General features: G+C 57.2%; 12 protein-coding genes. 7 read left to right on the plus strand and 5 right to left on the minus strand.

The window, feature by feature from the left end; translation table 11 throughout:
* Positions 1–17 precede the first annotated feature (17 nt).
* The 4 genes from queC to queF are packed head-to-tail and all read left to right on the plus strand — an operon-like array spanning position 18 to position 2,245.
* Positions 18–719 carry a 7-cyano-7-deazaguanine synthase QueC gene (gene queC / locus QQL62_RS13265; RefSeq protein ID WP_284380175.1) on the plus strand — a complete coding sequence of 234 codons (702 nt, stop codon included), beginning with the start codon at positions 18–20 and terminating at the stop codon, positions 717–719.
* Positions 719–1,072, plus strand: coding sequence for a 6-carboxytetrahydropterin synthase QueD (queD, locus tag QQL62_RS13270; RefSeq protein WP_284380177.1), 354 nt, complete (start codon positions 719–721; stop codon positions 1,070–1,072). The genes queC and queD overlap by 1 nt, the downstream gene beginning before the upstream one ends.
* Positions 1,069–1,779 carry a 7-carboxy-7-deazaguanine synthase QueE gene (queE, locus tag QQL62_RS13275; protein WP_284380180.1) on the plus strand — a complete coding sequence of 237 codons (711 nt, stop codon included), beginning with the start codon at positions 1,069–1,071 and terminating at the stop codon, positions 1,777–1,779. Before queD ends, queE begins: the two co-directional genes overlap by 4 nt.
* 1 nt (position 1,780) lies before the next feature.
* Entirely contained in the window at positions 1,781–2,245 is a 465-nt protein-coding gene (queF, locus tag QQL62_RS13280; RefSeq protein WP_284380183.1) for a preQ(1) synthase, read from the plus strand.
* A gap of 9 nt (positions 2,246–2,254) precedes the next feature.
* Here queF and QQL62_RS13285 read toward each other — a convergent pair whose 3' ends face one another.
* The gene (locus QQL62_RS13285) at positions 2,255–3,517 is read right to left on the minus strand and encodes a replication initiation protein (protein ID WP_284380201.1); all 1,263 of its coding nucleotides are present in this window, start codon (positions 3,515–3,517) and stop codon (positions 2,255–2,257) included.
* Between the two features lie 577 nt (positions 3,518–4,094).
* Here QQL62_RS13285 and QQL62_RS13290 point away from each other — a divergent pair.
* The 3 genes from QQL62_RS13290 (at position 4,095) to QQL62_RS13300 (ending at position 8,239) form a co-directional block, all read left to right on the plus strand.
* Positions 4,095–5,450 carry an AAA family ATPase gene (locus QQL62_RS13290; RefSeq protein WP_284380203.1) on the plus strand — a complete coding sequence of 452 codons (1,356 nt, stop codon included), beginning with the start codon at positions 4,095–4,097 and terminating at the stop codon, positions 5,448–5,450.
* Positions 5,437–6,492 (plus strand): ParB/RepB/Spo0J family partition protein, encoded by a 1,056-nt coding sequence (locus tag QQL62_RS13295; RefSeq protein ID WP_284380186.1) that lies wholly within the window; start codon positions 5,437–5,439, stop codon positions 6,490–6,492. Before QQL62_RS13290 ends, QQL62_RS13295 begins: the two co-directional genes overlap by 14 nt.
* A gap of 349 nt (positions 6,493–6,841) precedes the next feature.
* Positions 6,842–8,239, plus strand: a complete 1,398-nt coding sequence (locus QQL62_RS13300) for an aldehyde dehydrogenase family protein (protein ID WP_284380188.1) — start codon at positions 6,842–6,844, stop codon at positions 8,237–8,239.
* Here QQL62_RS13300 and QQL62_RS13305 read toward each other — a convergent pair.
* From QQL62_RS13305 to QQL62_RS13320, 4 genes are all read right to left on the minus strand, one after another.
* Positions 8,231–9,553 carry an aspartate aminotransferase family protein gene (locus QQL62_RS13305; RefSeq protein WP_284380190.1) on the minus strand — a complete coding sequence of 441 codons (1,323 nt, stop codon included), beginning with the start codon at positions 9,551–9,553 and terminating at the stop codon, positions 8,231–8,233. The genes QQL62_RS13300 and QQL62_RS13305 overlap by 9 nt on opposite strands.
* Positions 9,550–10,302, minus strand: coding sequence for a beta-keto acid cleavage family enzyme (locus QQL62_RS13310; protein WP_284380191.1), 753 nt, complete (start codon positions 10,300–10,302; stop codon positions 9,550–9,552). The genes QQL62_RS13305 and QQL62_RS13310 overlap by 4 nt, the downstream gene beginning before the upstream one ends.
* Complete coding sequence (locus tag QQL62_RS13315) at positions 10,289–10,930, minus strand: response regulator transcription factor (RefSeq protein WP_284380193.1); 642 nt, start codon at positions 10,928–10,930, stop codon at positions 10,289–10,291. Before QQL62_RS13315 ends, QQL62_RS13310 begins: the two co-directional genes overlap by 14 nt.
* A partial coding sequence (locus QQL62_RS13320) for an ATP-binding protein (RefSeq protein WP_284380196.1) occupies positions 10,923–11,364 on the minus strand: 442 nt, incomplete at its 5' end. The genes QQL62_RS13320 and QQL62_RS13315, both read right to left, overlap by 8 nt.

The following is an 11,364-nucleotide window of genomic DNA, read 5'->3' on the forward strand; positions in this document are numbered from 1 at the left end:
TCAAAACAGGAAACATTATGAAAACCCTCGTTATATGCTCTGGTGGGCTGGATTCCGTATCCCTTGCCTATAAAACCGCCGCCGAAGGCGCGCTGACGCGGCTGGTGTCCTTTGACTATGGCCAACGCCACCGTAAAGAGCTGGATTATGCCGCCCGTGCGGCCGCGGCGCTGAAGGTACCCCACCAGATTATCGATATGCGCAGCATTGGCGCCGCGCTTACCGGATCGGCCCTGACATCTGATATCGACGTGCCAGATGGCCACTATGCCGAGGAAACCATGAAAATCACCGTGGTGCCCAATCGCAATGCAATCATGCTCAGCATCGCATTCGGCATTGCCGCGGCCAATGGCGACCAGGCCGTGGCAACCGCCGTGCACGGGGGCGATCATTTCATCTATCCCGATTGCCGCCCCTCCTTCACAACGGCGTTTAATACCATGCAACGCGAGGCGCTGGACGGCTATGCGGATGTCTGGCTGGTAACACCCTATGTGAATGTGCCCAAATCCGATATCGTGGTGGATGGCGCGCGCCACAACACCCCGTTTGCAGATACGTGGTCCTGCTACAAGGGGGGCGATCTGCACTGCGGGCGCTGTGGCACCTGTGTCGAGCGGCGCGAGGCCTTCCACATTGCAGGCATCCCTGATCCCACCGAATACGCCGACCCGGAATTCTGGGAAACGGCCGTAAATCTGATGGGGGATAAATAATGTTTCACATCACCAAGGAATTCCACTTTTCTGCATCGCATCAGCTAACCCACCTAGCCGATGATCACCAATGTGCGCGCCTGCATGGGCATAACTACATCGTAACGGTGGAATTGGCCGCGCCTGCGCTGAACAACGATGGTTTCGTGCGCGACTATCACGAGCTAAAGCCGCTAAAGGACTATATCGATAACAGCTTCGATCATCGCCACCTGAACGATATCCTAGACGGCCACTCTACCGCAGAAAACATGGCATATCATTTCTACGAATGGTGCGCGGCCCGCTGGCCCGAAACCGCCGCCGTCACCGTATCAGAAACCCCCAAAACCACCGCCACATACCGCCCATGAACGCACCCCTGCGCATCGCCGAGATTTTCGGCCCCACAATCCAAGGCGAAGGCGCGCTGATCGGCGAGGCCACCGTTTTTGTGCGCGCGGGCGGCTGTGATTACCGATGCGTCTGGTGCGATAGCCTGCATGCGGTCGATAGCGAAAACCGCCACCAATGGGCCAAAATGACCCCCCAACAGGTCTGGGACCGCGTGCATGACCTCTCGGGCGGTGTGCCCCTAACGGTGTCCATATCAGGCGGAAACCCTGCAATCCAAGATTTTGCCCCCCTGATCGATCTAGGCCACGCACAGGGCTATCGCTTTGCCTGCGAAACCCAAGGATCGATCGCCAAGCCATGGTTTGCAGATCTGGATATGCTGGTGCTTAGCCCCAAACCCCCCAGCAGCAAGGAATTCGTTGATTGGGCGGCATTTGATGCCTGTATTGCCGCCGCAGGGGCGGCCAATACGGTGCTAAAAATCGTGATATTCGACGACACAGATTACCAGTGGGCGCGGGATGTGGCCACGCGCTACCCTGCCCTGCCCCTGTTTATTCAACCCGGCAACCCCGAGGTCGACCCAAGCCAACCCGTTGATCTGAATGCCGCCACCGCGCGGCTGGAATGGCTGGTCAATAAAGCCAGCACAGATCGCTGGTTCACCCCTAGAATTCTCCCCCAGCTGCATGTGCTGATCTGGGGTAACAAACGCGGAGTCTGACATGAGCGATGATATCTACAAGAATTTAAAACAGCTGGGCGGGGATACCATCCAGCCCACCAGCCCAGAGGCGGCCGAGCTAGAGCGCGTGCAAAACCCGCAAAGTGATATCTCGTACAACGTGCGCTTTACCGCACCCGAATTCACATCCCTATGCCCCATGACAGGCCAGCCCGATTTCGCGCATCTGGTCATCGATTATGTGCCCGGAGACTGGCTGGTCGAGAGCAAATCGCTAAAGCTGTTCCTGACATCCTTTCGCAATCACGGGGCATTCCACGAGGATTGCACCATTTCCATCGCCCGCCGCCTGAATGATTTCTTGGCGCCCAAATGGCTGCGCATCGGCGGCTATTGGTACCCTCGCGGTGGCATCCCGATTGATGTGTTTTGGCAAACCGGCGAAATGCCCCGCGATGTATGGATCCCAGACCAAGGCGTGCCCCCCTACCGCGGCCGCGGCTAGACCCCTGCCCTAGTCGGCGTCAAAACACCCCGGCACCATACCCTCCCAGAATTCAAAAATCGCGCGCGCATTCAACGCCGACCCCCAAGAATTGCGCGCGAAATCATCGCGCGACAAATCATCGGATAATTGGCTGGAAAACAGCGCCCTATCTGCGCCGCGCTGTGTGGGATTACGCGCCGCGACCAATTCCGCCACAATGGCAAATTTGCGCACCCGCTCGCGGCGATCTGCATGGCGGGCATCCTCGGCGCGGGCCTGTGCCTGATCGGCCTGTTTGCGCGCCGCCCCTGCGGCTATGGCGCGATCCGAGGGCGGTGGGGCCTTGGGCCTTTGGGCCAGCTTATAATCATCACGAATGGCGGCGGTAAGATATCCCAGCGATGATTTGGCCTTGCGGTTGGCCACATAGCTCAGCTTTTCTGCGATATATTCATCACCATGTTCGGCGATCCATTGGCGGGCCAGCCGATCTGATACGCCTTGGGCCAACAATGCCTCATAGACCTTGCTGGCGCGCAAACCATCGCTGTCGTCGATGTTAAACATCGCCAGTTGCGGGTTTTCGGCGATCTTGAATCGGATGTCGCTGATCGCGCGGCCCTTTTTGCGAAACTCTGGCACAATGGAAATATCAGATGTTTTGCACACCTCGGCCACGGCGGGTTTTATGATCTTGGCATTCAGGTGCTTAAAGCTCTCGTAGTAACTGCTGCCCTCAACCCCCATCAACTTGCGAAAGGTTTCAAGGCTCCACCATCCCGTGCTACCGGTGCGCACGAAACGATAACAGTTTTCATAGAGCGCCAGCCCATGGCCGCTGGAAAAGTTGCGCTGAATATTTACATTGATCAGCGCATATATCTTGGGGTCATGCAATTTTTGCGCCAAAACGGGGCTATAGGCATATTCGCACACGCCCCCCTTTAGCTTAGCATAAGAGAGCAGCGCGCTAACCCCCCATTCCTGCTTGCCGTCCTCGTCCAGCATATCCCATTCGGCCACGGTCTCGGCCAGCGATTTCAGGCTGGCGCGCAGGGTATCCATATCGTTGGAATTATACCCCACAATCATCGCCAATGTCTTGGCATCAATGGAATGGCTGGCGCTGGTTTGGAGGGTGTCATAGGCATTCAACAACAGCACATTGGACAGCTTGCGTTGCAACAGAGACAGCTTGCCCGATATGTGAATCGCGCCCACATGCTTTTTAACCGTCTCGCGGCGCAATGCCCCGCTGAGCTGTTCTGAATCTGTGCCTGTCTGTGCCATCATCTGCCGTGATTCTGCCTTTGGCATAGGGTGACACAAAAGGTACCCAAGATCAATTAACGTTGGGTTCTTTGGGTAAATTCCGCCGGCCCCGCAGACGGGTACCTTTCAATCATCAGGCGGCGATACAGGATTTTGAAGGACAGAATAGCCCCCAAATTCGCACGAAAACAGCCCAGATTGGTCGATTTATTGCCCAAAAACAGCCCCCTGCGAATCGGAACCCTTGATCCCGTATTCAGGTACCCATAGCCCCGTATCCGGGTACCCTTGCACCCGAGAATCGGTACCCTTGCGCCTGTATACAGGTCCCCAAGGAGGCGTAACACATTGAAAAAAAATAATTTTTCTAAGCTAAACCTCTTAAATACATTAAACTCATTAAACAGTTTATTGCGTGTTCTTTCTTTTTGTTTATTGGGTTTCGTCGCGAAACTTGGCCAAGGCTGGGAAAAACCTACAAACAATATTTGGTTCTTTGAATAATGTACGCTATTATCCCTGATATCTGAAAAAATACCAAACATCTGATGGGATGCGCGATTTGACCAAGCAACAAACACCCCTGCCCCCCTATATGAACCTTAGCCCAGAGGCCGCGGCCAGCAAGCTCCCCGATCCTATCGACACTGCGCGATTCGCAAAAGCGGCATCTTTCTGCGCGCAGGGGCGCGCTGATCTAGCACAGCGCGGCTATGCGCCTGATGGCAAAAAACACCTGCGCAAATTTTCCACATGGGAGGTGACCAAATACCTGATCCCGGTGGCGCCCGCTCATTTGCGCCGTGTGCTAAAGGCCAATCCAGATTTGCCCCAAGGCGAGGGCGAGGGTGGGTCTAAGTGGTTTACCCTAGACGAAGTTCTAACCCTGCGCAGTCATTTCGCAACCGAGGGCATCAGCACCAAAGAATACCTGCCCTATCGGCCCAAAGGCCAGCCCGCCAAGGTGGCTGCAGTTGCCAATTTCAAGGGCGGCGTGGGCAAGACCAGCACGGCCGCACATCTGGCCATGTCCGCTGCGCTGGATGGCTATAAGGTTTTGGTGATCGATCTGGACAGTCAGGGGTCAATGACCAGCATTCTGGGTGGGGATGTGCCTGATGAGTGGTCCACCGTGTTTCCGCTAATCGCTAAGGATTATGCCAAATCTGTACAGGCCGAAAATCTGGTGCGCGCCGCGGCTGGCCAGCCTGAAATCCCGCTGGATGAAACCCTGACCGAAGCGCTAGAGGTTTCGCCGCGAAACGTTATCCAATCTACCCATTGGCCAAATATCGATCTGATCGGCGCCCAGCTGAATTTGTACTGGGCCGAGTTTCAAATTCCGGTCTGGCGTATGGGTCTACGCTCTTGGGCGCTGTGGGATGGGTTACAAAACTTCCTAACCGACGAGGGCATACTGGATGAATACGATCTGGTTTTGCTGGATACACCGCCTGCCCTTGGGTACCTAACCATCAATGCGCTGGCGGCGGCGGATATCTTGCTGGTGCCACTGGGTGCGTCGTTTCTAGAATTCGATAGCACAGGGCGCTTCTTTGATATGTTATACACCACTTTCGCGTCTATTGAGGAAGGCGAGAATGCTGGCTTGCGGGCGGCGGGATTGCCAGAGATGAAGTTCGAGTGGGATGTGGTGCGCGCCATTGTCACACGGTTTGATGCCAGCCAACAGACCGACATGGCCAATGTTATCCAGGCCTATTTCGGGGATTTTATGAATGCCTACCGGCAGGATTATACCGCACTTGTTGGGCAGGCTGGCGAACAGGTGAATGGTATTTACGAGGCGGATTACCGCGATTTTAACCGCGATACCTATGTGCGGGGTCGTGAAGCATTCGATCGAACCTATGCGGAATTCAAAGAGCTGTTGATCGGCTCTTGGTGGCGCGATGAACAAATGAGCGAGGACAACAATGGCGAAACGTAGACGGCTAACAGCCCCCGACCCCAAGGCCCTAGAAGAGCTGGAAACAGGTTTCGCCGCGAAACCTCCGATAGGCTTGGAAACCAAGGCCATGGCCCCCATCGCCAAGGTCGCAGGCGAAGCCGCCGCACTGGCAGACCCAACCCCCCCAGAGAGCCGCGCCGCCGCCCTAAGCGATCAGGCCGATGCAGAACGCTATCGCCGCGCTGCTGCGCAGGGGTTGGTGATCGAGGATATCGAAATCAGCTTGATCAATGTGGATCACATCCAACGCGATCGGATTACCGATACCGAAGAGGCCCGCTCCGAGCTGCTTGCCTCTTTGCGCGCCAATGGTCAGCGCACCCCGATCGAGGTGGTGAAAACCGAAGAGGGCTATGGGTTGATTTCCGGCTGGCGGCGCCTGTCGGCGATGATCGATTTGGATTACACCCACATCAATGCGTTGATCCGTGCCGATGAAGACCGCCCCGAAATCTATCTAAACATGATCGAGGAAAACGAAATCCGCGCCAGCCTCAGCCATTATGAGCGCGGCCGCATCGCCGTTCTGGCCACCACACAGGGGGTGTTCACCAGTATCGAGGGCGCGGTTAATCATCTGTTCGCCGCCGCCAGCAAGGCCAAGCGCAGCAAGATTCGCAAATTCGCATTCCTGCACGAGGCGCTGGGGGATCTCTTGGAATTCCCCACAGCCTTGACCGAGAAAACCGGTCTAGCCATCGCAGCGGCTGTGGATGAAAAATCCAATCTCAACCGCTTTCGCGCAACGCTTAGCTATTACGACCGCCGCACCGAGGCGGAAGAGGCCAGTGCCATCAAAAAGGCCCTAATAGAAACCAAACCCAAAGTGGCAGATGCCAGCAAAGGCGGGCGCCCTAGCACGCGCAAATCTCTGCCCAACCGCACGGCCAAAACCGGCGGCATTGTTACAGCCGTGGTTACCGAACAGGGGTTTGCCGTAGAGGTAAAGCACCGCGAAGTGCCCCAATATTTGGTCGAGGCAGTACAACGCGAAATAGCGCGGATGCTGGATGAGGCCTAGGTCAATGTTAGATCAACCAAACCCGCAACCATAGGGCGCGAGGGCATTCGCCAGAAGGGGCGGGCGCATGTCTGGGAAAGCTTCGAGGATCAACAAGGAGCTAAACCGCCAGGGCCGCCGCGCTGATCACATGTAACACATTGATAATAAATGATTTAATTCAATCGTTACGGGGGCTATAGTGGTCTGGCCGGCTCTAAGGGCTGCTGAGCGCCCTTTGCTTGCATTGGGTGTAAGGGCGTCAACTTGCTTGCCTACACCGCTCAGCGGGGCTCTGTCGCTGCGTCAGGGTTGAAATAGGGCAGGGGCTTAGGTCTATTTGGTTTGACCTACATGCAAAGGATCGGCCATGAGCATCCCCAATTCAATCCCAGCGGCCTTTGATCTGCAACTTGCCTATCAGCATCAGCGGCGTAAAACCTTTGGTTATGCACAGCGGCGGGACGTTTTGCGCCGTCTATCCGCGGAAATCCGTGCCCGCGAGCCCCAGATAATCGCGGCACTTCAGGCGGATTTTGGCAAACCAGCAAGCGAGACCATTCTGTCCGAAATTCTGGTGGTGCAACAGGATATCAAACATACCCTGCGCCATCTGCGCCGCTGGATGCGGCCGCGCCGTGTGGTGCCGACGCTGATCGGGTTTGGGACATCTGCGCGGGTGGAATATCAGGCCCGGGGGCAATGCTTGATTATTGCGCCGTGGAATTATCCGTTTAATCTGGCCTTTGGGCCATTGGTGTCCTGTATTGCGGCGGGCAATAGCGCCATTGTTAAGCCTTCGGAGATGACCCCGGCCACATCGGCGCTGATCGGTGAAATAGTGGCGGCGGTGTTCCCCCCAGAATTGGTCACGGTGATCGAGGGCGGTATCCCGGAATCAACCGAGCTGTTGGCATTGCCCTTTGATCACATCTTTTTCACAGGCAGCCCCGCGGTGGGCCAGATTGTGATGGCGGCGGCGGCGAAAACGCTGGCCTCGGTTACGCTGGAATTGGGTGGTAAATCCCCCACGATCATCGGGCCGGATGCGGATATCAAACAGGCGGCGAAATGGGTTGCCTTTGGCAAATTTTCTAACGGGGGGCAGACCTGTATTGCGCCTGATCATCTGTATGTGCATGAAACGCGCCGCGCCGAATTTATCACAGAGCTTGGTGCGCGCATTGCATCGGCCTACGCCGATGGCCCCACCAGCCCGCATCTGGCGCGTATGGTCAATGCGGCGCATGCGGATCGGGTTTGGGGTCTGGTGCAGGATGCCCGTGCCAAGGGCGCCGCGTTGGATGTGGATGGTATGCGGGCGGGGGATGCCATTGGCCCGACGGTTCTGGGGGGGATCACGCCGGATATGGATATTGATGGGGCCGAGATATTCGGCCCTGTGTTACCAATAATGGGCTACAGTGATATCGATACAGTGATTGCCCAGATCACTGCGCGCCCAAAGCCGCTGGCCCTGTATATATTTGCACAGGACAAGGCCTTGGTGCGGCGTGTTTTAGATCAGACCAGCTCTGGCGGGGTAGGGGTGAATTTGACCATGGCGCAATATTCGCACAATAACCTGCCCTTTGGCGGGGTGAATAATTCGGGCATCGGCAATGCCCATGGGATGTATGGATTCCGCGCCTTTAGCCATGAGCGGGCGGTTCTGCGCAATCGCTTTTCGCTGATCCCGCTGATTTTTCCACCCTATACAGGGCGGGTCAGGCGGCTGATCGGGGTGGTGCGCCGCGTGCTAGGCTAGGGCCGCGCCGATGGCGTGGGACAGTTTGGTCACCACCTCGTCAATTTGGGTATCACTGATGATAAAGGGTGGCGCCAGCAGGACGTGATCGCCGCGTTGGCCATCGCGCGTGCCGGGCATGGGATAGCAAATCAGCCCCGCCTCTAGTGCGTGTTTCTTGATCCTGCCGGCAATGCCGCGTGCGGGGTCAAAGGGGGTCTTGGTTGTGCGATCCTTGACCAACTCTATCCCCGCAAACAGCCCACGCCCGCGGATATCGCCGATATGCGGGTGATCGCCGAATTCTGCCACCAGCGCGGTGTGTAATTTAGCGCCCATAGCCTGTACGCGCCTTGGCAGGTCGTTCTCGATGATTTCAGAGACCACCGCCAGCGCCGCCGCGGCCGCAACGGGGTGGCCTACATAGGTATGGCCGTGCTGGAAAAACCCTGTGCCGGTTTCTATGGCGCTGTAAATCTCTGCCGAGCACAGCATGGCGCCGATGGGTTGATAGCCCGCGCCCAGCCCCTTGGCTATGGTTAGGATATCGGGGGCAACGGCGTCATGATCACAGGCAAACAGATGCCCTGTGCGCCCCATGCCGCACATCACCTCGTCTAGGATCAGGTGCACGCCGTATAGATCGCATATTTCGCGGATGCGTTTGAAATATCCCGCCACCGCCGGCACCGCGCCCAAGGTGGCGCCAACCACTGGTTCGGCCACAAAGGCCATGACCGTATCCGGCCCTAGGCGCAGGATTTCATCCTCTAGTTCCTGTGCTGCGCGCAGGGCGTATTGGGCGGCGGTTTCGCCGTCTTGGCGTAGGATATATTCATAGCAGGGGGAAATATGGCTGATGTTGATCAGCAATGGGTCAAACTGTGCGCGCCGCCATGCGTTGCCCCCTGTGGCCAATGCGCCAAGGGTGTTGCCGTGATAGCTCTGTTGGCGGGCGATGATGTGTTTTCGTGCGCTTTGGCCGCGTTCTAGGTGTGCTTGGCGTGACAGTTTTAGCGCGGCCTCTATGGCCTCGGATCCGCCAGAGACCAGATAGACCCGATCCAGCGGGGCAGGGGCGTGTTTTATCAGCAGATCGGCCAGCTGTTCTGCGGGCTGGGAATGCATGAACCCCGTGTGGGCAAAGGCCAGTGTTTGCACCTGGTCCTGTATGGCCTTGATCACGCGCGCATTGCTGTGGCCAAGGCAGGATACGGCCGCGCCGCCAGAGCCATCGAAATAGCGTTTACCGTTGGTATCGATCAGGTAGCAACCCTCGCCAGAGGCGGCCATGGGCAGGGTGGATTTGCTGTGGCGGGGGAAAATGTGGCTCATTGGTTTTCTCGGGCTAGGTAGGTGGAGAGCGATTCTGCGTTATCGGCGAAAACCGTGCCATCGCAGGCGTGGTGATTGTTTTCAAAACCGATGCGGATATCGCCGCCTGCCTGTGCGGCGGCGCGTAGGCAGGTGTGTTCGTATTGGCCAAAGGCACAGGCCGCCCAGATCAGGTTCTGGGCCTGAATTTGATCTAGAAACTGGGCCAAATGTTTGGGTCTGGCCAATTGGGGTGGGTCATACTGGCCCAGCACGAAAATCACGCTGTTTTGGGGGGCATGCACCATTCCCTGTGCGCGCCATTCTAACAATTGCGCAAGGCACTGAGGGGTGTAGAGGATATGTTGAACATCTGTGCCTGTTTCGGCGCAGATGTCATAGGCGCGCGCCGCCTGTTTTGCATCGCGGGCCATTTCGCGCACCGCGATGCTGGCGCTATTGGGGCGCAGGGTCTCTAGGCAATGCACTTGGGCTGTTACGTTGTATATGCCGCCGCTTTCGGTGGTGATTTGCACGGGCATGGTGGGGATTTTCTGCGCCATTTCGGCCAATGCTTCGCGGTAGAGGCCCACATCTAGGCTGTGGCGGCCATTTGGTTGGCGCACATGCAGGTGCAGTTCATCGGCGCCCAAGGCGTGGCATTTTTGGGCGGTTTCCAGTGTTTGTGCGATGGTGACGGGCAGGGCAGGGTGGTCTGATTTTTGCAATCTGGCGCCATTGGGGGCGAGGGTGATTTTAGGCTGGGTCATCATTGGTCACCAGATTATAGCGCAGGGCAATCACCACCAGTTCGGTCACGGAATTCACGTGCATTTTTTCCAGGATTCGGGCGCGGTGGTGATCCACGGTGCGCGGGCTGATGTCGAGCGTGCGGCCCACGTCCTTGCTGGAGATACTGGCGGAATTGGCGATCATCAGGCGGGCGATTTCCTGTTCGCGGTCTGTTAGGCGCGCCCAGCGATCCTGTCTGATCTTGGCTTGGCGGGTGCTGTCTTGGTATAGGCGGGCCTGTTCAAATGCGGAGGTGATGCAATTGATCAGGGTTTGCTGGCGGAAGGGTTTTTCCAGGAAATCCACCGCGCCTGCCTTGATCGCGGTTACGGATTCGGCGATGCCGCCGTGGCCTGTGATGAAGATGATGGGGATGTGGTGGCCGGCATCAATCAGGTGGCGCTGTAATTCCAGACCGTTCATATCGTTCATGCCGTAATCCAGCAGCAAACAGCCCTGTGTATCGCCATCATAGCTGGCCAGAAATTCCGCCGCCGAGGCGAAGGAGACCACCGAGAAGTTGCGTTTGTGCAGGGCGCGCGACAGGGATGTGCGGATATCGGCATCATCATCCACCAAGTAAACGGTTAGGTCGGTATCAGGCATTGGGCACCTCTGGGGCTATGGGCAGGGTAAAACAGAACCGCGACGAGGGAGTTTTGTGGTCATCCAACCACAGCCGCCCGCCATTGCTTTCGACGATGGATCGGCTGAAGGATAGGCCAAGGCCCATGCCATCTGGTTTGCTGGTTTCGAATTGTGCGAATAGATCGATGCTGGTGTCCACGCCGCCGCCGGTATCCTCGACCTGCACCAGCAGATCGCTGTCTGCTATGCGGGTGGTTACGGTTATTTGGCGGGTTTTGGGCTGGGTCTGGGCGATGGCCTGAATGGCGTTGCGCATCAGGTTCACCATCACCTGGGCAATTTGCACGCGGTTGGCCAGCGCGGGCGGTAGGGGGGGGGGATCGCATATCAGCGCCACGCGGTGCTCGGTGGCCTCTGGGTGGACAAGGCGGAAGGTTTGGGTGACCAATTCG

The sequence above is a fragment of the Amylibacter marinus genome (assembly GCF_030160015.1).
GTDB classification, from domain to species: domain Bacteria; phylum Pseudomonadota; class Alphaproteobacteria; order Rhodobacterales; family Rhodobacteraceae; genus Amylibacter; species Amylibacter marinus.

Coding starts and splice junctions, on each gene's coding strand:
- queE (WP_284380180.1), top strand. CDS start 1,069: ATGAACGCACCCCTGCGCATCGCCGAGATTTTCGGCCCCACAATCCAA.
- QQL62_RS13310 (WP_284380191.1), bottom strand. CDS start 10,302: ATGACCCAGCCTAAAATCACCCTCGCCCCCAATGGCGCCAGATTGCAA.
- queF (WP_284380183.1), top strand. CDS start 1,781: ATGAGCGATGATATCTACAAGAATTTAAAACAGCTGGGCGGGGATACC.
- QQL62_RS13285 (WP_284380201.1), bottom strand. CDS start 3,517: ATGGCACAGACAGGCACAGATTCAGAACAGCTCAGCGGGGCATTGCGC.
- QQL62_RS13305 (WP_284380190.1), bottom strand. CDS start 9,553: ATGAGCCACATTTTCCCCCGCCACAGCAAATCCACCCTGCCCATGGCC.
- QQL62_RS13295 (WP_284380186.1), top strand. CDS start 5,437: ATGGCGAAACGTAGACGGCTAACAGCCCCCGACCCCAAGGCCCTAGAA.
- QQL62_RS13290 (WP_284380203.1), top strand. CDS start 4,095: ATGAACCTTAGCCCAGAGGCCGCGGCCAGCAAGCTCCCCGATCCTATC.
- QQL62_RS13315 (WP_284380193.1), bottom strand. CDS start 10,930: ATGCCTGATACCGACCTAACCGTTTACTTGGTGGATGATGATGCCGAT.
- queD (WP_284380177.1), top strand. CDS start 719: ATGTTTCACATCACCAAGGAATTCCACTTTTCTGCATCGCATCAGCTA.
- QQL62_RS13300 (WP_284380188.1), top strand. CDS start 6,842: ATGAGCATCCCCAATTCAATCCCAGCGGCCTTTGATCTGCAACTTGCC.
- queC (WP_284380175.1), top strand. CDS start 18: ATGAAAACCCTCGTTATATGCTCTGGTGGGCTGGATTCCGTATCCCTT.